21 protein-coding genes are annotated in these 20,880 nt (G+C 65.6%); 10 read left to right on the top strand and 11 right to left on the bottom strand.

Translation table 11 applies throughout. The features are described from left to right. Positions 1 to 39 precede the first annotated feature (39 nt). Together rlmB and IB243_RS02650 are read right to left on the bottom strand one after the other, a co-directional pair. The gene (gene rlmB, locus IB243_RS02655) at positions 40 to 786 is read right to left on the bottom strand and encodes a 23S rRNA (guanosine(2251)-2'-O)-methyltransferase RlmB (protein WP_010458522.1); all 747 of its coding nucleotides are present in this window, start codon (positions 784 to 786) and stop codon (positions 40 to 42) included. A gap of 142 nt (positions 787 to 928) precedes the next feature. Next, the gene (locus tag IB243_RS02650; protein WP_192424790.1) at positions 929 to 1,630 is read right to left on the bottom strand and encodes an ABC transporter ATP-binding protein; all 702 of its coding nucleotides are present in this window, start codon (positions 1,628 to 1,630) and stop codon (positions 929 to 931) included. A gap of 15 nt (positions 1,631 to 1,645) precedes the next feature. On the opposite strand from IB243_RS02650, the gene IB243_RS02645 reads away from it, so the two are divergent. Further along, a complete protein-coding gene (locus IB243_RS02645) occupies positions 1,646 to 2,329 on the top strand; it encodes an arylesterase (protein ID WP_057224191.1) in 684 nt (227 codons plus the stop codon). A gap of 15 nt (positions 2,330 to 2,344) precedes the next feature. On the opposite strand, the gene IB243_RS02640 is transcribed toward IB243_RS02645, so the two are convergent. From IB243_RS02640 to IB243_RS02625, 4 genes are all read right to left on the bottom strand, one after another. Further along, positions 2,345 to 2,533, bottom strand: coding sequence for a hypothetical protein (locus tag IB243_RS02640; RefSeq protein WP_081474547.1), 189 nt, complete (start codon positions 2,531 to 2,533; stop codon positions 2,345 to 2,347). A gap of 49 nt (positions 2,534 to 2,582) precedes the next feature. Continuing rightward, positions 2,583 to 3,422, bottom strand: coding sequence for a DUF2189 domain-containing protein (locus IB243_RS02635; RefSeq protein ID WP_192424789.1), 840 nt, complete (start codon positions 3,420 to 3,422; stop codon positions 2,583 to 2,585). Between the two features lie 109 nt (positions 3,423 to 3,531). After that, complete coding sequence (locus IB243_RS02630) at positions 3,532 to 4,770, bottom strand: PLP-dependent transferase (protein WP_192424788.1); 1,239 nt, start codon at positions 4,768 to 4,770, stop codon at positions 3,532 to 3,534. A gap of 87 nt (positions 4,771 to 4,857) precedes the next feature. Continuing rightward, the gene (locus tag IB243_RS02625; RefSeq protein ID WP_010458530.1) at positions 4,858 to 5,349 is read right to left on the bottom strand and encodes a BON domain-containing protein; all 492 of its coding nucleotides are present in this window, start codon (positions 5,347 to 5,349) and stop codon (positions 4,858 to 4,860) included. 144 nt (positions 5,350 to 5,493) lie between these two features. On the opposite strand from IB243_RS02625, the gene IB243_RS02620 reads away from it, so the two are divergent. From IB243_RS02620 to IB243_RS02605, 4 genes are all read left to right on the top strand, one after another. Next, positions 5,494 to 7,185 carry a SulP family inorganic anion transporter gene (locus IB243_RS02620; RefSeq protein WP_192424787.1) on the top strand — a complete coding sequence of 564 codons (1,692 nt, stop codon included), beginning with the start codon at positions 5,494 to 5,496 and terminating at the stop codon, positions 7,183 to 7,185. Positions 7,186 to 7,302: 117 nt separating this feature from the next. Beyond that, a complete protein-coding gene (locus IB243_RS02615) occupies positions 7,303 to 8,076 on the top strand; it encodes a GGDEF domain-containing protein (protein WP_057224186.1) in 774 nt (257 codons plus the stop codon). A gap of 10 nt (positions 8,077 to 8,086) precedes the next feature. Continuing rightward, positions 8,087 to 8,944, top strand: a complete 858-nt coding sequence (locus IB243_RS02610) for a MinD/ParA family protein (protein WP_192424786.1) — start codon at positions 8,087 to 8,089, stop codon at positions 8,942 to 8,944. Positions 8,945 to 9,059: 115 nt separating this feature from the next. Next, a complete protein-coding gene (locus IB243_RS02605) occupies positions 9,060 to 9,827 on the top strand; it encodes a sulfurtransferase (RefSeq protein WP_192425361.1) in 768 nt (255 codons plus the stop codon). 81 nt (positions 9,828 to 9,908) lie between these two features. On the opposite strand, the gene IB243_RS02600 is transcribed toward IB243_RS02605, so the two are convergent. The 4 genes from IB243_RS02600 to IB243_RS02585 all read right to left on the bottom strand — a co-directional run bounded on the left by IB243_RS02600 (position 9,909) and on the right by IB243_RS02585 (position 12,722). Further along, a complete protein-coding gene (locus tag IB243_RS02600; RefSeq protein ID WP_192424785.1) occupies positions 9,909 to 10,793 on the bottom strand; it encodes a pirin family protein in 885 nt (294 codons plus the stop codon). A 100-nt stretch (positions 10,794 to 10,893) separates the two neighbouring features. Next, the gene (locus tag IB243_RS02595) at positions 10,894 to 11,448 is read right to left on the bottom strand and encodes a flavodoxin family protein (RefSeq protein ID WP_192424784.1); all 555 of its coding nucleotides are present in this window, start codon (positions 11,446 to 11,448) and stop codon (positions 10,894 to 10,896) included. 113 nt (positions 11,449 to 11,561) lie between these two features. Beyond that, on the bottom strand, positions 11,562 to 11,975 hold the full coding sequence (locus IB243_RS02590) for a DoxX family protein (RefSeq protein WP_010458542.1): 414 nt from the start codon (positions 11,973 to 11,975) through the stop codon (positions 11,562 to 11,564). Positions 11,976 to 12,020: 45 nt separating this feature from the next. After that, a complete protein-coding gene (locus tag IB243_RS02585) occupies positions 12,021 to 12,722 on the bottom strand; it encodes a pirin family protein (RefSeq protein ID WP_192424783.1) in 702 nt (233 codons plus the stop codon). 104 nt (positions 12,723 to 12,826) lie between these two features. On the opposite strand from IB243_RS02585, the gene IB243_RS02580 reads away from it, so the two are divergent. The 5 genes from IB243_RS02580 to IB243_RS02560 all read left to right on the top strand — a co-directional run bounded on the left by IB243_RS02580 (position 12,827) and on the right by IB243_RS02560 (position 17,813). Next, the gene (locus IB243_RS02580) at positions 12,827 to 13,765 is read left to right on the top strand and encodes a LysR family transcriptional regulator (RefSeq protein ID WP_192424782.1); all 939 of its coding nucleotides are present in this window, start codon (positions 12,827 to 12,829) and stop codon (positions 13,763 to 13,765) included. Positions 13,766 to 13,915: 150 nt separating this feature from the next. Beyond that, complete coding sequence (locus IB243_RS02575; protein ID WP_010458547.1) at positions 13,916 to 14,995, top strand: NAD(P)/FAD-dependent oxidoreductase; 1,080 nt, start codon at positions 13,916 to 13,918, stop codon at positions 14,993 to 14,995. Beyond that, positions 14,992 to 15,972, top strand: coding sequence for a tRNA glutamyl-Q(34) synthetase GluQRS (gluQRS, locus tag IB243_RS02570; RefSeq protein WP_192424781.1), 981 nt, complete (start codon positions 14,992 to 14,994; stop codon positions 15,970 to 15,972). Before IB243_RS02575 ends, gluQRS begins: the two co-directional genes overlap by 4 nt. Next, entirely contained in the window at positions 15,969 to 16,727 is a 759-nt protein-coding gene (gene trmB / locus IB243_RS02565; RefSeq protein ID WP_192424780.1) for a tRNA (guanosine(46)-N7)-methyltransferase TrmB, read from the top strand. Before gluQRS ends, trmB begins: the two co-directional genes overlap by 4 nt. Positions 16,728 to 16,760: 33 nt before the next feature. Further along, positions 16,761 to 17,813, top strand: a complete 1,053-nt coding sequence (locus IB243_RS02560) for a GGDEF domain-containing protein (protein ID WP_010458550.1) — start codon at positions 16,761 to 16,763, stop codon at positions 17,811 to 17,813. A gap of 70 nt (positions 17,814 to 17,883) precedes the next feature. On the opposite strand, the gene IB243_RS02555 is transcribed toward IB243_RS02560, so the two are convergent. After that, on the bottom strand, positions 17,884 to 20,871 hold the full coding sequence (locus IB243_RS02555; RefSeq protein WP_192424779.1) for an HD domain-containing phosphohydrolase: 2,988 nt from the start codon (positions 20,869 to 20,871) through the stop codon (positions 17,884 to 17,886). Positions 20,872 to 20,880 lie beyond the last annotated feature (9 nt).

The following is a 20,880-nucleotide window of genomic DNA, read 5'->3' as shown; positions in this document are numbered from 1 at the left end:
CTCCAGAAAGATGGGAGCGCCCCAGCAATTGAGGATGTGTCAGGTGCGCTGGCGCAGCGCCTCGTACAGGCACACGCCGCTGGCCACCGACACGTTCAGGCTCTCCACAGCGCCCTTCATCGGAATGCTGACCAGCTCATCACAGGTCTTGCGCGTGAGCTGGCGCATGCCGTCGCCTTCCGCGCCCAGCACCAGGGCTACGGGGCCTTTCAAGTCCACCTGGTAGACGGTCTTGGGCGCGTCGTCGCTGGTGCCGATGCACCAGATGTTGCGTTCCTTCAATTCGCCCAGCGTGCGCGCCAGATTGGTGACCATGAAATACGGCATGGTCTCGGCCGCGCCGCTGGCCACCTTGGCCACCGTGGCATTGATGCCCACGGCATGGTCCTTGGGGGCAATCACGGCATGCGCGCCCGCGCCATCGGCCACGCGCAGGCAGGCGCCCAGGTTGTGCGGGTCGGTCACGCCGTCGAGCACCAGCAGCAAAGGCTGTTCGATACCGGCGGCTTCAAGGTTTTCCAGCAATTCGTCGAGGGAGGTGACCTGGGCCACGGGCTCCACGCGCGCGGCCACCCCTTGGTGGCCATGGCTGCCAGCCAGCTTGGCGATGCGCACGCTGTCGGCTTCGATCAGGCGGGCACCGGCTTCGCGGGCGCGGTCGAGGAACTGGCGCATGCGGGCATCGCGCCGCGTGACCTCGTAGTAAATCTCGATGATGGATTTCGGCGCGGTCTTCAAACGCACGCCCACGGCGTGAAAGCCGAAGAGAACTTTGGGGCTGGACATGGACGGATTATCCGCTGGCGCAGGGCACTGGCTTTAGGAAACTATCAATTTGATAGCTATTAGCGCTTGATGGATAAGCGCCAGAGGCCAAAAACATTCAAAACCTGGCTTTCCCCATCCCTCTCAGCGCTGCAAATGGCGCTTACACCACCCGCCCGGCCTCGATGGTGATGCGCCGCTCGCACTGCTCGGCGATGGCGCGGTCATGGGTGACCAGCACCAGCGTTGTACCCTGTTCCCGGTTCAGGTCGAACATGAGCTTCATGATGGTCTCGCCAGTGGCAAAGTCGAGACTGCCGGTCGGCTCGTCGGCCAGCAGCACGGCCGGCTGGACCACAAAGGCCCGCGCCAGCGCCACGCGCTGTTGCTCGCCACCCGAGAGCACCTTGGGGTAGTGCGAAAGGCGCTGGCCCAGCCCCACGCGGGCCAGCATGTCGGCGGCGGCCTTGCGGGCATCGCGGCGGTTGGCCAGCTCCAGCGGCAACATCACGTTCTCCAGCGCCGTGAGGTTGCCCATGAGCTGAAAGCTCTGGAACACAAAGCCCACCTTCTGGGCGCGCAGCGCCGCGCGGGCATCCTCGTCAATGGCAAAGAGGTCATGGCCATCGAGCCGCACCGTGCCACGGCTGGGGGTGTCGAGCCCCGCGATGATGGACAGCAAGGTGCTCTTGCCAGAGCCCGAGGCGCCCACGATGGCGGCAGTTTCCCTGGCAGCCAGGCGGAAATCGATATCCCGCAGAATGTCGAGGGTTCCGGTGGAATCCGTCACCGACTTGAAGACATGCTCCACGGCAATGATGGGTGTGGCGGGCGGTGTCTTGGGCAATGGGGAGGATTCGGACATGAAAGGCTCTTTACTTTGATTCGATATCTGCAGCAACGGCGCCACTTTATCCTGAGCGCATCGGTCGGCCTGGTGGTGGGGCTTTCGGCGCCACACGCCTTCGCTCAGGCGGCCCCGAAGACGGCAGCTGCGCAGGCACGGCAGCCGGTGGTTCTGGTGCTGGGAGATTCGCTGAGCGCCGAATATGGCCTTGCGCGCGGCACGGGCTGGGTGGCCTTGCTCGAAAAACAGCTGGCCCAGGAAAAACTGACGGCCACCGTGGTCAACGCCAGCGTGAGCGGCGAAACCACCTCGGGTGGCCGCGCGCGCCTGGCGGCGCTGCTGGCGCAGCACAAGCCGAGCCATGTGGTGATTGAACTGGGGGGCAACGATGCCCTGCGCGGGCTGCCGCTCAAGAATACCGAGGAGAATCTGGTCTGGATGACCCAGGCAGCCCAAAACGCGGGGGCCAAGGTGCTGTTGGTGGGAATGCAGGTGCCGCCCAACTATGGCACCGACTATGCGAACCGGTTCGCGGGCCTGTTTACCACGGTGGCCAAGGCCCAGAAGGTAGCCGTGGTGCCTTTCTTCCTGAAAGGTGTGGCCGACGGGCCCGATCCGACCCGCCTGTTCCAGCCTGACCGCATCCATCCGCGCGCCGAGGCGCATCCGCAGATGCTGGCCAACGTGTGGCCGGAACTCAAAAAACTGCTGCGCTGAAGCGCAGCGGGCGCGTCAGCCGCCAGGGGCGCTTGCAGGCTGATCGGGTGCCCCCGCTTCGCCCGCTGGCTGGTCGTCTGCGGGCTGGTTACCCTGCGGATCGTCCGACCTTTGTTGTGTTTTGGATCTCAGCTTCTCTTCCTTTTTTTTCTTTTTGGCGAGTTCGCGCTGGCGTTTTTCGTATCCGTAGTTGGGTGTTGCCAAGGTAATTGCTTCCTGAAGTAGAGACTCACTGTAACAGGATGGGCCTTTTTCAGGCTCCCGCCGAGATGGTATTGGGTGGGGTTACTGATGCGCGGTACGCATGCCAGCTGGCAAAGCCCAGCACCGGGCCGGCCAGAAGCAGTCCGACACCCCAGAACCAGAGCGAAAGCGCCACGATGGTGGTGATGAGGGCTCCCCAGAGCAACATGACCAAGGGGTTCTCCAGCACCACACGCATGCTGGTAATGCCGGCGGTCAGGGCGTCGGTATCGCGGTCCAGAATCATCGGGATGGACACCACGGAGGTGGAAAATACCAGCGCGGCAAACATACCGCCCACCAAGGCGTACACCGCCACAAAGCTCCAGTTCTGCGGGTTGAAAATCGCTTGCAGCACGCCCGTGGTGGAGGGCATGCCGGTGTTGAAAAACACGGCAAACACCACCAGCGACGCGCGCCCCCACAGCAGCTCCAGCACCACCAGCACCAGCACCAGCATGCCCATGCTGCCCATGTGGCTGTCCCAGCACGTGAGCGACTCGCTCAGCGCGGGCTGGAGCCCCGCCTCGCGCCTGCGACTGGTGTCGTAAAGCCCCATGGCCAGAAAAGGACCGAGCAGCAGGCAGCCACTGGCCAGCGACATGGTGTATTCGGGCCGTGTGCGGAACACCCAGCCCAACACCAGCGCCATGCCCCAGAAGCACACGCCATAGAACACGGCAATGCCGGGGGCGGCGCGCACATCCTGCAAGCCCTTGGCCAGCCAGCGGAACGGATCGGCCAACCCCAGCCGCCGCAGGGTGGCGGGCTGGGCCGCCTGGGCATCCGGTGCAGGTGGCCTGGCCGGGTCGGCAGAGTCAGGAGCGGGGTTGGAGGGTGTGGCGTTCATGCAGGCGGGGCGTGGAAATGGCAGCGGCAAAACCGCTATCTCTCACACTAAGCCACCTCAGTGCCCTGCGCCACTGCGGAAACTACCACCCCGCCCCCAAAGACAAGACTCACACCACCGGAAAGGCGTGCTCCATGGCTTGCTGGAGATCCCGCCGCAGGTCCTCCACCGCTTCCAGTCCAATCGAAAACCGCACCAGCGTGCCTGGTTTGAGATGGGTGGGCGGGCGGCTCCGCATGCCAGCGATGTTGTAGGGCACCACCAGGCTCATGGGGCCGCCCCAGCTGTAGCCCAGCTTGAACAGGCGCAGGCCGTCACAGAAAGCATCCACCTGCTGCTGCGTATAGCGCGCATCGATCATCACGCTGAACAGCCCCGCCGCAGCGCCCTGCCCCGCACGCGCTGCACCGCACAGCGCTTTCCAGTGCGCGTGGCCAGGCGCTCCCTCCAGCGCGGGGTGCAACACCTGCGCGATGGCAGGCTGGTGCTGCAGCCACAGCGCCAGGCTGCGCGCCGCCTCGTCATGGGCACGGTAGCGCAGGCCGATGCTGGGCAGCGAGCGCAACACGGCTTCCACATCGTTCACGCCCACGCCCAGGCCCAGCCGCATGTGGGTGAGCTTGATCTTCATGTGCAGGCCCGGGTCCCGCGTCACGACACTGCCCATGAGCACATCGCCCCCGCCACTCGGGTATTTGGTGAGCGCGTGGGCAGAGATATCCACCCCAAGGCTGCCGTCACCGGTCAGGTCAAACGGCGCAAAGGCCAGCCCTGCACCCCAGGTGTTGTCCAGCGCCGTGACCACGCCCCGCGCGCGGCAGATGCGCACCTGTTCGCACAGGTCCGGAAACTCCATGCTGACGGAACCTGGTGCCTCCAGCCACACCAGCCGGGTGGCGGGCGTGATGCGGACCGCCAGGTCGGTCGGATCCAGCGGGTCATAGAACACATGGGTAATGCCAAAACGCGCCAATTCGCCGCTGGCGAGGTCCTTGCCCGGGCCGTAGGCGTTGTCGGGAATCAGCACTTCATCCCCGGGCTTGAGCAACGCCAGGGCCACGTTGGCAATGGCCGCCAGGCCGCTGGGCACGAGCAGGCACTGAAGGCCGCCCTCCAGTGCACACAGGCGCTCTTCCAGGATGAAGGTGGTGGGCGTGCCATGCAGCCCGTAGGTGTAGCCGCTTTTGTCCTTCCATTCGCGTGAGCGCATGGCCGCGACGTTGGGGAAGATGACCGTGGAGGCCTTGTAGACCCCCGGCTGAGGTGCTACGAACCCTGCAGGCGGAACGTAGTCGTGGTGGACGATGCGGGTGGCGAGGTCGGTGTCATGCTCTTTCATGCCAGCCATGGTAGCGCGCCGCCAGGGCGTGAACCCGGGCGGCGCGTGGCGTCTGCAGTGCGGACTGCAGCGCAGGGGCCGAGGTCAGCCCGCGTTTCAGCTGGCGCTCACCACCAGCTGGTTGTTCACAGAACTCACGCCATTCACGGCCTTGGCGATGCCTTCGGCGCGCTCACGGGCCACGGTGGAGGGTGCGGGGCCCTTCAAGGTGACACGGCCATTGGCCGTATCGACATTGATCTTCACCGCGCTCAGGTCGGGGTCCTTGGCAAGGCTGGCGCTGATCTGCGCGGTGATTTCTGCGTCACTCAGAAAAACCATGCCCTTGTTGGCGGCTTCCTTCACCGAAGATTCGGCGTTCGCAGCACCCTGCTCCACCTTGGTTTCGGCGTTCTGCATGGCGCTTTCTGCCTTGGCACGGGCTTCGGCGGCGGCCTGCTCGGTTTTTGCGACGGCAGAGTCCAGGCGCTGGCCCGCAGTGGGCTCTTCCTTCTTGCCGCAGGCAGACAGGCCCAGGGCCAGGGCGCTCACGGCCAGGATGGTTGCAATACGGTGTGCAGGACGCTGGGAAATCATCAGGTTGTTCATGCGGAAACTCCTTGCGGTAAAAACATGGCGAGACTGTAAACGCTGGCCGGGAGGCGCTAGGTCGGATGCGACCTAGGCGCCTGTAGGACGATGCCGACAATTTCGAGAATCTGGCAGCAGTGGCCCAGGCGCGACAATGTACCCATGTTTTTTTCCGCTGTGTCGTTGACCCGTTGGCTTCCGTTTCTTTCCTGGCCGCGGCCCGACCGCACCTTGATCAAAGGCGAATTCTGGGCTGGCATGACGGTGGGGCTGATGCTCGTCCCGCAGGGGGTTGCCTATGCGGCGCTGGCCGGCATGCCTTTGGTGACGGGCATCTATGCCTCCCTGATCCCCGCGCTGGTGGCGGTGCTGTTCAGCGCCTCCACACGCCTGGGCGTGGGCCCCACCGCGCTCACCAGCCTGCTGATTGGGGCCTCGCTCACCGGGCTGGCCGAGCCGGGCAGCGTGCAATGGGTGGCCATGGCGGCATGGATCGCCCTCCTGTCGGGGCTGCTGCAGCTGGTGATGGGGCTGGCGCGCTTTGGCTGGCTGCTCAATCTGGTGACGTCTCCGGTGCTCAGCGGGTTTACCCAGGCCGCGGCGCTGTTGATCCTGGGCTCACAACTGGCTGCACTCACCGGGTTGCGCTCAGACTGGGGGGCACTGCTGTCCACGCCCTCGCCTGGACTGTTTGATCTGACTGCGGCCGCCTTTGGCCTGGGCAGCCTGGCGCTGCTGATGCTGGCGCGCCGCTGGCGGCCGAACTTTCCTGCGGCCATCGTGGTGGTGGGGGCGGCTGGCGCGTTGAGCTGGGCGCTGGACTACGCCAGCGCTGGCGGGGCCGTGGTGGGCACATTGCCCTCGGGTCTGCCTGCCCCGTACTGGCCCGGTGCTCTGCCGTGGTCCAGCTTCTCCGCACTGGTGATGCCGGTGCTGGTTGTCACGCTGGTGAGTTTTCTGGAGACCGCATCGAGCGCCAAGGTAGAAAGCCAGCGGTCCGGCGAGCGCTGGAACGAAAACCAGGATCTGATCGGGCAGGGCTTGGCCAAGATCAGCAGCGGGCTGTGCGGCAGCTTTGCGACCAGTGCCTCGTTCTCACGCTCGGCCATCAACCTGTATGCGGGCGCCAAGAGCGGCTGGGCCACACTGTTTGCGATTGCCCTGGTGCTGGTGGTGCTGCTGTGGCTGACCCCGGCGCTGTATCACGTGCCGCAGTCGGTGCTGGCCGCCGTAGTAGTTACCGCCGTGACCAGCCTCATCAAACCAGGCACGCTGCTGCGCCTGTGGCGGGTTTCGCGGGTGGAGGCCGTGATCGGCGGCGTGACCTTCGCACTGACGCTGGCCACAGCCCCGCGCATGTACTGGGGCGTGCTGGTGGGCCTGCTGATGAACCTGAGCCACTTCCTGTACCAGCGGCTGCACCCCCGCATCATCGAGGTGGGCCTGCACCCGGATGGCAGCCTGCGCGACCGCCACCTGTGGCATCTGCCCGCCCTTGCCCCCCGGCTGCTGGCCCTGCGCATGGATGCCGAGCTGGATTTTGCGTCCGCCAGCGCCCTCGAGCGGCGTGTCACCGAACACCTGGCCAGCCATCCCGACGTGGTGCACCTGTGCCTGATGGCCCAGCCCATCAACCGCATCGACGTGACGGGCGTAGAGACTTTTGCGCAGTTGCTGGCACTGCTGCAATCGCGGGGTGGCACGCTGCACCTCAGTGGCCTCAAACTGCCTGCGGAGCAGGTGCTGCGCCAGGCAGGTTTGCTGGAGCCCAGCATCGGCCTGGCGATGTACCGCACGGACGGCGAAGCGTTGGTGGCGTTGCAGCAGTTGCCGCAGCCCGTGAAACGGGTTTGAAGCCGGGGCCTTCCACCCCCATTTTCCCAGCGCTGCTGCGGGTTTCACCTAGACCTGGGGCCAGGGGCTTTCTTACCGGCGCACTGGTACACTTCATCAACTTTCTTTGCTCCATTTGTGTCTGACTCTGCGGCCTCTCATCTGGTAGATCTGCGCGACCTTCGCCTGGATACTGCCCACGCGCTGGTGGCTCAGGCCGGCGGCAGCGAAGCAGCATTGCACCGCGAGGTGCCCTCGCGCTACCTGCAAGGCCTGATCGACGGCCTGTGCGAACTCTCCCTCAAAGACCCTCTCACCGGCCTGGCCAACCGCCGGCACTTCCGTGCCGTGCTGGAACGCGAAATCGACCGTGTCACCCGCTCGGGCGAGGCAGCGTTGCTGCTGATGCTGGACATCGACCACTTCAAGAAAGTGAACGACACGCACGGCCATCTGGCCGGCGACATCGTGCTGCAGTCGGTGGCGCGCACGCTCAGTGCCTGCGTGCGCCCCATGGACACGCTGGCGCGGTACGGCGGCGAAGAATTTGCCGTGGTGCTCCCTGCATGCCAAGCTGGCTTTGGCCGCGTGGTTGCCGAGCGCATCCGGCGCGCGGTTGCCAACACCCCCATCAAGGTCTCCGGCTCTGTGGAGCTCAATGTTTCAGTCAGCATTGGCGGTGCCTTTGCCATGCAGTGGATCCGCTCCACCACCTTGCTGTGGACCGACCGTGCCGACCACCAGCTCTACCAAGCCAAGGCAGAAGGCCGCAACCGCGTCAGCATCGAGGAGCAACCCGACAGCACGGTCAGTGCCGAAGAGAAAAGCCTGTTGTTTGGCCCGCTCTACACCCCCTCGGGTTGGGGCGACCTGCCCCCGCTGGACCCCAACCCAACAGGCAGCGCCTACTGAAAGTTAGATGATGAGCGACGCGCTGTCCCCTCCCCCACCCACATCGCCAGCAGCCCCTGCAGGCTTGGCCACGCCACACGTCCCCAGTCCTGGGGGGGCCCGCATCATTGCCGTCACCAGCGGCAAGGGCGGGGTTGGCAAGACCTTCGTTTCGGCCAACCTGGCAGCAGCCCTCACCCGGCGTGGCCAGCGCGTGCTGGTGCTGGACGCCGACCTGGGCCTGGCCAACCTGGATGTGGTGCTGAACCTGCACCCCAAGATCACCCTGCACGACGTCTTCACCGGCAAAGCCACCCTCGAAGAAGCCGTGATCCAGGCCCCGGGCGGCTTCGACGTGCTGCTGGCAGGCTCGGGCATGGTCGAGTATTCGCGCCTGACGCCTGAGGTGCGCAACCAGTTCCTGAGCGTGATCCAAGCGCTCACGCCCCAGTACGACGTAGTGCTGCTGGACACCGGCGCCGGTATCTCCGACGTGGTGCTGTTCTCCATTTCACTGGCCTCCGAGGTGCTCATCGTGGCCACGCCCGAACCCACCTCGCTGACCGACGCCTACGCCGCCATCAAGGTGCTGGCCATGCAGCAAAAACGCCAGCATGTGCGCATGGTCATCAACCAGGCCGCACGCCCGGGCGACGGCCGTGCCATCACCAGCCAGCTGCAGCAGGTGCTGGACCGCTTTGTGACCACCGAATCCGGCCGCCCCATGCGCCTGATTCACATGGGCGACATTCCGGCCGACCCTTCGGTGCGCGATGCCGTGATGCGCCGGCAGTTGCTGCTGCTGCAAACCCCGGGCTGCCCTGCGGCCCTGGCCATCGCCCAACTGGCCAACAAAATCGAAACCACGCTGCTGACACCGGCCGCCTGAGAAACCCGCAGGCACCGCCGCCGCACAGCGGCGCGGTGCGCTGCGCGGAACCCCAAGAAGTTGCCTTGATCCGAGTGGAAACGCGACCCCATTGCGCTGATTTGCCGTGAACCCCATCGACACCGTCCTGAACATCTCCTGCTACAAGTTCGTGCCTTTGCCCGATGCAGCAGCACTGCGCGAGGTGCTGCATGGGCGCGCCACTGCGACGGGCCTCAAGGGCACCATCTTGTTGGCCGAGGAAGGTATCAATTTCTTTCTGGCAGGACCGGCCGAGGCCGTGCGGGGTTTTGTCGATGCGCTGCGCACCGATGCCCGTTTTGCCGATCTGGAACCCAAGGAGAGCTGGTCGGCCACGGTGCCGTTTCGCAAGATGCTGGTCAAGGTCAAGCGCGAGATCATTCGCATGGACCACCCCACCATCCAACCCGCCCAGGGCCGGGCGCCGTCGGTGGACCCCGTCACCCTGCACCGCTGGCTGGCACAAGGGCATGACGACGAAGGGCGCGAGGTGGTGACGCTAGACACGCGCAACGCCTTCGAGGTGGACCGCGGCACTTTCGACAACGCCATCGACTGGCGCATCGACAAGTTCACCGAGTTCCCGCCCGCCCTGCGGGCACACAAGAGCGAGCTGCAGGACAAAACCGTGGTGAGCTTCTGCACCGGCGGCATCCGCTGCGAGAAGGCGGCGATCCTGATGCGCGAAGAAGGCCTCTCGCATGTCTACCAGCTCGAAGGCGGGATTCTCAAGTACTTTGAGCTCACCGATGGCGCGCACTACCACGGCGGCTGTTTTGTGTTCGATGAACGCAGGGTGCTGGGGGCAGACCTTTCGACCGACCCCGAGCCTGCCAGCAGCGAAAACGCTATTAATAAGTGAGCTATCAGCGCTTATCTATCAAGCGCCAGATGCCAATTTTGCTTGGAATTTCAAAAATTCAAGCCAACAACCTTGCCCAGGTCAGGCCTTGAAGCGGCGCTCCGGCAACGGAATCCACTCCACCTCGCCCGGCACCTGCCCCATGGCCTGCGCATCCCAGTCACTGGCCGCCTGCACGATGCGGTCCTTGCGGCTGGAGACAAAGTTCCACCACATGTGGCGCGGCGCATCCAGTGCATCGCCACCAATCACCATCAGGCGCACGGCGCTGTCACCCGCAGCAAGGTGTGTGGCCCGCCCTGGTTCCACCACTGCCAGAAGCTGTGGGTCCACTGTGTCCCCGTTGAGCTGGACCGGTGCATCCACGGTGTAGACCGCCATCTCCGGGACGAGCGCGGGGATCTCCAGTGTGGCGCCCGCAGGCAACTGCACATCGAGGTACAGCGTGCGCGAATAGGTGGCAACAGGAGAGGTCTGCCCGAAGGCTTCCCCAATCAGCACCCGCACGGTGGCATCTCCCACCTGCACCTGCGGAATGGCAGCGGCAGGCGTGTGCACAAACGAAGGATCGGCCTCTTCATGGGCCACCGGCAAAGCAGCCCACAGCTGGATGCCATGGTTCACATAGGCCTGGTTTGCGAGATTCTGCGGACGGCGCTCGGAATGCACGATGCCGCGCCCCGCCGTCATCCAGTTGATGGCCCCAGGCTCGATCTGCTGCACGTAGCCCAGGCTGTCGCGGTGCATGATGGCGCCCGAGAACAGGTAGGTCACCGTGGCCAGGCCGATGTGGGGGTGGGGCCGCACATCGTGGCCCGCATCGGGCTCCACCGTCACCGGCCCAAAGTGGTCAAAGAACAGGAAAGGCCCCACGGCCTGGCGCTGCACCGCCGGCAAAAGGCGCCGCACCGTGAAACCACCGCCCAGGTCCTTGGCGTGGCCCGAAAGACGCAGGGGCGCGTTCATGACAACACTCCCATCGCATCCATAGTAGGGACAAGGCAAAAACAGTGATTCATCGGGGGCTCCTTGAGGGCTGGACAACAACGTCGCCAGCCTACCAGCTTCAGCTGCCCAGCTTGGCGGCCATGTCCGCAACACGCTGGCCAAACTGCTTGCCGGTCTCCAGATCGCCAGGGAACATCTCGGCGGCCGAGGCATCCGACGGCGACTGCGACATGGCGCCACTGAAGGAACCAATCCAGTTCACGTCGTTGCGCGTGGCGGCCTTGGAGTTGGCGGGCATCATGCCGTTGCCCACCCAGACGCCGCCGTGCTGCATGGCCAGGTGGAACAGGTAGTCCAGCGTGATCTGCTTGTCGCCATTGGTGCTGGCGCTGTTGGTGAAGCCCGCAAACAGCTTGTTCTTCCAGGCCTGGCTGAACCAGGGCTTGGACGACGCATCGGCAAACTTCTTGAACTGCCAGCTAGGGCCGGCCATGTAGGTGGGGGTGCCAAAGATGATGGCGCTGGCACCTGCCAGCGTTTCCCAGCCGCCTTCGGGCAGGTTGCCCTCGGCACCAATGGCGATTAACTGGGCGCCAGCGCCCTCTGCCACGGCCTGTGCAAGGCGCTGTGTGTGACCGTAACCCGAGTGATAAACAACTGCGATGTGTGCCATGAGAGAACTCCTGTGGAAACAAGTGGGAACGAGGGAAAAACAGACCTACGGAAAAACGGATGGGACGCCTGCAGCGGCCGTCCCGCAGTCAACAACAGGCTCTTCGCCTCAGATCAGCGGCCAGACTGGCGCGCATCCAGGCTCCAGCCGCCCGCGCCAAACGCTGCGAGCGCCAGCAGGCCACCGGTCACGCCCACGTTCTTGAAGAACAGGAGCTGCTGCATCATTTGTTTGTCGGCGGGCAAATTCCAGAACGCATGGAAGAAGAAGCTCGCCACCAGCGTGAAGAACGCCAGTGCCAGGGCCGCAAAACGTGTACCAAAGCCAAAGATCAGTGCCAGGCTGCCCAGCACTTCCACCGCTGCGGCCACGGCGGCAGCCACGGTGGGCATGGGCAGGCCTACGGACGTGATGTAGCCGACGGTGCCAGCAAAGCCGGTGAGCTTGCTGATGCCCGCAGGCAGAAACAGGGCGGCCAGCAGCAAGCGCGATGCCAGGGCCAGGGGGTTTTGCAAAGATGTGAACATGGTGAAGAACTCCGGTGAAGGGGGTTGAAAAATGAATGTCGAATGTCAGGCGGCCAGATCAAACACCAGCACCTCGGCGTCGTGGCCATCGGTCAACGACAAGGCGGTTTCTTGCTCCATCAGCACGGCATCGCCGCCCGACAGCACATTGCCATTGGCCCGCAGCACCCCGCGCACCAGGTGCACATAGGTCTTGCGTGCCGGGTCCAGTGTCAGCGCGACAGCCTCTTCGCCATCGAGCAGGCCAGCATACAAGGCTGCATCGGCATGGATCGTCACCGAGTCTTGCGCCCCATCGGGCGAGGCCACCAGGCGCAGTGCGCCGCGTTTTTGCGCTTCGGCGAACGTCTTTTGCTCATAGCTGGGTGGAATGCCACGCACATTCGGCTCGATCCAGATCTGCAGGAAGTGTGTGGTCTGCCCAGCCGCGTGGTTGAACTCGCTGTGCTGCACCCCGGTGCCCGCGCTCATGCGCTGCACATCGCCAGGCGGGATGCCCTTGATATTGCCCATGCTGTCCTTGTGGGCCAGTTCGCCCGACAGCACGTAGCTGATGATTTCCATGTCGCGGTGGCCATGGGTGCCAAAGCCGGTGCCAGGGGCAATGCGGTCTTCGTTGATGACGCGCAGGTTGCCAAAGCCCATGTGGGCCGGGTCGTAGTAGCCGGCGAACGAGAAGCTGTGGAAAGAGTTGAGCCAGCCATGGTCGGCGTGGCCCCGGTCTTGCGATTTGCGAACAGTCAGCATGTGAGTGCTCCTTTCAAGCCCCGACTGTAGAACTGCAGGGTGCTGCGCGGGCGCTGATGAATTGATGGCAATGTTCAAATAATCTGAACTAACATGGCGCCACCATGCAAAACGCACGCGATGTCCTCACCCCCGATGCGCTGACCATGCTGCAGGTGATTGCGGAGGCGGGCAGCTTTGCCGCCGCCGCACGGCAACTGGGTTTGGTGCCCAGCGCCCTCACCTACCGCGTGCGGCAGATTGAAGACGCACTGGATGTGCTGCTGTTCGACCGCAGTGCACGCCAGGCCAAGCCCACCGAAGCCGGTGCGGAGCTGCTGCGCGAGGGCGTGCGGCTGCTGCAGGAGATTGATGCCGTGGCCCATCGTGTGCGCCGCGTGGCCACGGGCTGGGAGCCCCAGCTCACCATTTCGGTCGATGGCGCGGTCTCGCCCCACACCATGCTGGAACTGGTGGACGCGTTCTATGCCATGGCGCCCCCCACGCGGCTGAAGCTGCGCGACGGCATCATGACCGGCACGCTGGAGGCGCTGACCTCGGGCCGGGCCGACCTGGCCATCGGCGTATCGGTGCTCGGCGCCAGTGTGGCCGGCCTGCAGCAGGCGCCCCTGGGCGACCTGCTGTTCATCTATGTGGTGGCACCCCACCATCCCCTGGCCTCGGCGCCCGAGCCCATCACCGATGCCATGCTGCTGCAGCACCGTGCCGTGGCCGTGGCCGATTCGGCCACGCGCGGTGGCGCCACGATGGGCCTGCTCGGCGGGCAGGACGTGCTGACCGTGGACACCATGCAGGCTAAGGTGCGTGTGCAGCTGCGCGGCCTGGGCGGCGGCTTTCTGCCCGAGCCCATGGTGCGCCCCTATGTCGAAGCAGGCCGGCTGGTGGCCCGCCGCGTGGCCCGCCCTGACCGCAATGTGCGCGTGAACTACGCCTGGGGCGGCCCCGGCTTCACCGCACCGGGGCGGGCACTGCAGTGGTGGCTCAACCAGCTGCAAAGCCCGGCCACTCGCCGCGCTCTGCTGGAAAACCACCATCATTTCTGACCCAGCGCACGCGCCCGCACGCTGTGGCGCGTGTAGAGTGGTTCCTGTTGGTTTTGCATTGCATTTCACTTGCCGACCGTCACCGAAAGGCCTTCCATGAGCAAACCTGATCCTCTTCCCGCCAAACGGCTCCGACGCAACAGCGCCCCCATGCCTGCAGCCCCTGCGGCACCCACCGCGCGCTCCGGCAAGCCCCAGCGCCATTTCGCCATCATCGGCGCCGGCGTGGCTGGCATAGCCTGCGCACGCACCCTGGTGCAGGCTGGGCACCGCGTGACGGTGTTCGAGAAATCCTCCCAGGCCGGCGGCCGCACCGCCACCATCGACTCCCCTTTTGGCAACTTTGACGCTGGCGCCCAGTACTTCACCGTGCGCGACCCGCGCTTTGCCCGCGCCATCGACACCGTGCCCGGCATCTGCAAGCGCTGGAGCGCCAATTCCGTGCAGGTGCTCGACGCCGCAGGGCGTGTGGCTGCCGCGGGCCTGCCCCACCGCGAAGCGCACTGGGTGGCCAGCCCGGGCATGCAGTCCCTCGTGGGCGCCTGGGCCGAGCCGCTGCTGCAGGCCGGCCAGCTCATCACCCACACCCGTGTCACGGCCATCGAGCCCGATTCCCTGAATGCCCCCGGCTGGCAACTGCGCACCGAGGGACCTGCGGGTGCCCAGCGTGTCTATGCCGGGTTCGACGCGGTGTTGCTGGCCCAGCCTTCGGTGCCCGCACAGGCCCTGCTGGCCAGCTCCGCAGTGGACACCCCGTTGACCGATGCCCTCTCCAAGGTGGCCATTGCCCCGTGCTGGACGCTCATGCTGGCCTACCCGCACGCCGTGCGCCCCGGCCTGACCACGCTGGGTCCGCAGTGGAACGCCGCGCGCAGCACGCACCACCGCATTGCCTGGCTGGCGCGCGAGTCGTCCAAGCCCGGCCGCAACGTCGTGGAGCGCTGGACGGTGCAGGCCAGCCCTGCCTGGTCGGCCGAACACCTGGAAGATGACGAAGCCCGCGTGCAGGCCAAGCTCATCAAGGCCTTTGCCGAAGTCACGGGCATCCGTGCCACCCCCGCGCATGCCGACACGCGCCGCTGGCGCTATGCGCAGACGACCCACCCACTGGGCAAGAGCCACCTGTGGGACGCCACCATGGGCCTGGGCGCCTGTGGCGACTGGTGCCTGGGCCACCGGGTGGAAGATGCCTTCGTGTCAGGACTCGAACTGGCACTCGCCGTGGCATGACGGAGGACGGCGCGGCCTCCGGGGCCCGCTACATCGGACGGTTTGCGCCCTCGCCCACGGGTCCGCTGCACGCGGGCTCGCTGGTGGCGGCGCTGGCCAGCTGGCTGGACGCACGGGCCCAGCAAGGGCAATGGCTCGTGCGCATGGAAGATGTGGACGCGCCGCGCTGCGTGCCGGGTGCAGACGAATTCATCCTGCAGCAGCTGGCCACCTGCGGCCTGGTGCCCGACGCCCCTCCCCAATGGCAATCCGCCCGCAGCCCGCTCTACCAGCGGGCCCTGGACCAATTGGTGGCGCAGGGCCACGCCTACCCCTGCGCCTGCTCGCGCAAGGACATCGAAGACGCCCATACCGCGCAGGGCCACACCCGCGAGCGACATGCCGCACTGCCCTACCCGGGCACCTGCCGCCAGGGGCTGCGGGGCCGCACCGGACGTTCGTGGCGGTTCAACGTCACAGATTTCAAGCAAAAACAGGCCCTTGCGCTTTATGGCAATGCGCTGACAGCTACAAATACTGCAGCAAATCACCTGCTGCAATGGCACGACCGCCGACTGGGCGAACAACACCAGGATGTCACGCAGGCCGTGGGGGATTTCATCCTGCGCCGGGCCGACGGGCTCTGGGCCTATCAGTTGGCGGTGGTGGTGGACGACGCCGACCAGGGCATCACCGACGTGGTGCGCGGCGAAGACCTGGCAGACAACACCCCGCGCCAGATCCTGCTGCAGCAGGCCCTGGGCGTGCCCACGCCCCGCTACCTGCACACACCGCTGGTATGTGGCGACAACGGCGAAAAACTCTCCAAGCAGAACGGCGCACGCGCGCTGGACCTGGCCGACCCGCTGCAGGCCCTGGCCAGCGCCGCGCAGGTGCTGGGCCTGCCACCACTGCCAAATCCACACATTCGTTGCATCTCGGACGCGCTAACCCTGTGGGTCGCAGCGTGGCGACGAAACTACAATGGCGCACCGTGACCGAACTGACCACCGCTTCTGCCCCCACCGCTGCGCCCGCAGCAGCCCCCGCGACCACACCTGGCGGGGCTCCCGCTGGCGTGACCCATCCCAAAACCATCAAGAGCTTCGTGCGCCGTGCTGGCCGCACCACCACCGGCCAGGCCAAGGCCTTTGAAGACCTGGGCCCCCGCTTCGTGCTGCCCTATGTGCCCGCGCCGCTCGATGCCACCGCTGCCTTTGGTCGCACAGCCCCGCTGATTCTCGAAATCGGCTTTGGCATGGGCGAGGCCACGGCCCACATCGCCCGCGTGCGCCTTGGCGACAACTTCCTGTGCTGCGAGGTGCATGAGCCCGGCGTGGGCGCGCTGCTCAAACGCATTGGCGAGCAGGAGCTGGCCAACATTCGCATCCTGCAGCACGATGCCGTGGAGGTGATCGACCACATGTTGCCCGAGGGCAGCCTCGATGGTGTGCACATCTTCTTCCCCGACCCCTGGCACAAGACCAAACACAACAAGCGCCGCCTGATCCAGTCCCCCCTGGTGGCCAAGCTGGCGGCTCGCCTCAAGCCCGGCGGTTACCTGCACTGCGCCACCGACTGGCAGCCCTATGCCGAGCAGATGCTGCAGGTGCTGGGCGCCGAACCCCTGCTGCAGAACACCGCCACAGGCTTTGCCCCGCAGCCCGACTACCGGCCCCTGACCAAGTTCGAGAACCGTGGCCTGCGGCTGGGGCACGGCGTGTGGGATGTTGTGTTCCTACGACGACATTGACAACCAGCCCCCACTGCTCCACCGTACACCCCAATGAAGCCCATTCTCCAGAACCTGGTCGAAATGACTGGCCACCGCGACCACTTGCGGTTGGAGGTGTCGGTGCTGTCCACGCTGCAAACGCTCAGCAGCATTGTTGAAGTGCGTGCGCTGGAGCTGTTCACCGACGGTGGCGTGCCCCATGTGCGCCCCCGCAGCTGGGTTGAGGACGGGCAACTGGTGTCCACCGATTCCGAAGCCGCCGCAGACCCCCGCCGCGAGACACTGGACAAATACCCCGCCCTGCGCGATTGCATTGCCAACCACGGCGACAGTGCCCTGGCATCGCCCCGCCGGGGCCGCCATGTGCTCTGGCTGCCGGTGTGGATGCATGACAAGGTCAACACCTGCCTGGAGATCACGCAGTCCCGCTCTTTCTCGGCGCACAAGCTGGAAGTGCTCAAGGGCGTGTTTCAGGTTTACCAGAACTACCAGAGCCTGCTCGACTACAGCGAACGCGACGCCCTCACAGGCCTGTTCAACCGCAAGACCTTCGACGAACAGTTCTCGCGCCACGCGCTGAACGGTCTGGCCAGTGGCCGCTCGGGCACCGTGACCGAATCGATCGCCCCCGAAGAAGGCTCGTTGCCCGGGGAGCCGGTGCAGCAATGGCTGGCCGTGGTGGACATCGACCACTTCAAGCTGGTCAACGACCGCTTCGGCCATCTGTATGGCGACGAAGTGCTGATCCTGATTGCCAACATCCTGCGCAGCTCGTTCCGCAGCCACGACCGCATCTTCCGCTTTGGCGGCGAAGAATTTGTGGTGCTGCTGCGCTCCACCACACTGAGCACAGCGCACCGGGTGTTCAACCGCTTCCGGCTTGCGGTGCAGGAATACCACTTTCCGCAGGTCGGCCAGGTCACCGTCAGCCTGGGCTTTGTCAGCACCAACCGAGGCTCACCCGTGGAGATTCTGGGCCAGGCCGACCAGGCGCTTTACTACGCCAAGGAACACGGCCGCAATCAGGTCTGTTTTTATGACGACCTGGTGGCCAGCGGGCAACTGGCCGCCAAGGTGGCCAACGACGACGTCGAACTGTTCTGAACGCCCCGCCTGACGGGGCACTCGCATCGAAACGGGCACGAAACAGGCGCCACTGCCCGCTTTCAGCGCATCAGTTCATCGACGTCAGGATCGCCTCCACGTCCACCGCATCCCGCTGCGCAGCCGGCAGAAACTGCTCCGCATACTCCCGCCAGACCCCGCTGCGCAGGAAGAAGCGGAACACCTCAGCATCGATGTGGCGCTCTCGCACCATGTGGCCCATGATCTTGAGCGATTCGGACAGTGTCTTGGGCGGCTTGTAGGGCCGGTCTGACGCCGTCAGCGCCTCGAAGATATCGGCCAGCGTCATCACGCGGTCTGCCAGCGTGAGATCCGAAGCCTTCAGGCGCCGGGGATAGCCTGTGCCGTCCAGTTTTTCGTGGTGCGAGCCCGCAATCGACGGCACCCGCGCCAGATGCGGCGGGAACGGCAGGCCGCTGAGCATGACGATGGTCTGAACAATGTGGTCGTTGATCTTGAAACGGTCTTCTGCGGTGAGGGTCCCGCGCTGGATCGACAGGTTGTGCAACTCGCCCAGGTGGGCTTCCTGCGGTGGCAGCACCATGTCAAAACCCCAGAGATTGGCCGGGTTGCCGACCTCCACGGGCGGCTTGCGGGCGCCCCAGCGCACGATGTGCTCTGGCCGGTCCGCCAGCAGGGGTTCGTTGGCGGGCAAGGGGCGCACCGGCACGGGGGCCAGCCGCATCTTCTCGGCCGCCGACAGGCCCAGCCGGTTGTCAAAATGCCGCTGCCACACCTGCCGCCCGATGGTGGTCAGCCGCTGGATGTCGGCATCTGCCATGAATTCGCCACCCACATTGCTGCGGGCCACGAAGGCAAACTCTTCCTGCAGCCGGTCGCGCCGCTGCAAAAGCTCACGCTGCAGCCGCACCGGGTCCACGCCGGACACGTACTGCTTCCAGTAATCCAGCTCCGCATCGCGCCACAGCACTTCAAAGCGCATGCGCACCTCGTGGATGCGGTTGTAGAGCGCCTCCAGCTTGGTGGCCTTGTCGATGATGTGCTCGGGGCTGGTGACCTTGCCGCAGTCGTGCAGCCAGGCGCCCAGGCGGAATTCATAGCGCTCAGCATCGGTCATGGCCACCGGGGCAAACGGACCCTCCTCGGCCTCGCACAGGCGCTGCATCAGGGACTCCGCCAGCTGGGGCACCCGCTCGCAGTGCCCGCCGGTGTAGGGACTCTTGGCGTCGATCGCGTCGGCCAGCAGGCGGATGACGGCGTCGAACAGCTTCTTTTGCCCTTCGATCAGGCTGCGCGTCTCGATGGCCACCGACAGCGTGCCCGAGAGCTTCTCGACAAACGCCCGAAAGTGGACATCGTCCTGCTGCTGGTCCGCACGGTAACGGAGCACCAGCAGGCCCAGCGGCTGGCCGTCGCGCGTGCGCAACTGCACGCGCAGCACGGGCTGGGGGGTGGTCTGGTCGTCGTCTTCGTGCCGGTCGTCGTCCTGCGGCTCGGCAGGATTGATGAAAAACACCATGGGCAGGTGCTCCGGGTAGCGCGACTGCTGCTCAGGGTCTTCGCAGTACCGCGCCGTGCGCAGCAGGCCTGCGCGCTGCGCCTCCACCAGGTACACCGCACCGCCGGTGCAGCTGGTGGCGCGCACCAGTTCGTAGAGCACGCTCGACAGCATGAGGTCCATGCGCGACTCGGCGCTGATGTGGTGGGTGATGTGCAGGAACTCCTGGATGGTGTCGGACATGCGGTCCATCACCTGGCCCAGCGCACGCACCTCGCGGACCGGCGACATGCGGCGTTGCGCAGGCCGCCGAAAATCAAACCGCGCCAACGCCTGCGCCTGCGTGGCCAACCCCGACAGGCTGCGCCCCACACGCCTCCCGGCCAGCCAGCCAAAGGGCAGCATCAGCGCGATGAGTCCCAGGGACAGCCACACCTGGCGCTGCAGGTTTTCGTTCACGTCCGCCAGCAGCTCCCGGGTGGGGATGGCCATCAGGATGTGCAGCCCCTCCCAGCGCTGCGACTTGAGTGGCATGACCTTGGCCAGCCACTCCTCGCCACCCGCCACAAAGCGGCGCGAAGGCCCCTCCTTCACCCCGAAACTGCGCAGGGCCTGCAGGCTGGGCACCCCCAGGCCATCGAGCGTGCGCAGCTTGAGGCTGGGCTGGTTGCCGTCACGCACCAGCACGCGGGACATGTCCGGGTAGGCCAGCACGCGCTGGTCCTGGTCCACCACGGCGATCTCGGTGCGCGGCATCAGCCGCAGCTCACCAATCTCCCGGCCCAGGTCGGTGAGCGCCACATCCAGGCCGATCACGGCGCGGCCGTCCTCGCTGGGCTGGCTCAGCGTGATGCCCACCTCCTGTGTGGTGAAGAACACATAGGGTGCGGTGAGGACCTGCGCGTTCTTTTCGGCTGCCTCGGCATACCAGGGGCGCGACCGGGGGTCATATCGGTAGCCGGGGCGTACGGCGGAATCGAGCAGGTGCAGTTGTGCGTCGTAGTAGTTCCACCGTCCGACCAGGCCTGCTGGCCCCGCCGCGCTGCGCTCGCGCGCCATCGATTGCACCAGGAACGCAGCCTCCGCAGGCGCCTCCAGCCGCGCACGGAGCGCAGCGTTGCGCAGCGGGCGCATGAGCAAAAATTGCCCATCGGAATAGCCGATGAAGACCGCCGACAGCAACGGGTTCTGCTCTAGCAGACGCACAAACACCGGCAGGCGACGCAGCCGCGCCGGGAGGGTGGTGGCCGAAGCAATGGGATCAAACGCCAGCAACCGGATCGTGGCATCCGCCGGGTCCACGATGTGGTGCACCCGTTCGCTGATCAACAGGCTGATGTGCTGCGCACTGTCGTCCGACGCGGCGATGATGGCCTGCCGGGCGCCGGTGCCCACCTGGTACACCAGCAGCACCGTAAGCAGCAGCATGGCAGACACCACCACCGACGCAATCACCACTTCGAACGGAACGGTGATGCGCCGCCACCAGGGCAACTCGGCAGCCCCCGGATCAGACGAGCTCGGCCGGGTGCCATGGGCAGGCACCGGCTCTCGCGGGCTTTCGCGCAGGGGGTCCATGCGCTTGAA

It is taken from the genome of Acidovorax sp. ACV01, from assembly GCF_014851495.1.
GTDB lineage: Bacteria > Pseudomonadota > Gammaproteobacteria > Burkholderiales > Burkholderiaceae_C > Acidovorax > Acidovorax radicis.
Note: the sequence above shows the minus strand (reverse complement) of the source record. Positions and strands in the feature narration are given on the sequence as shown.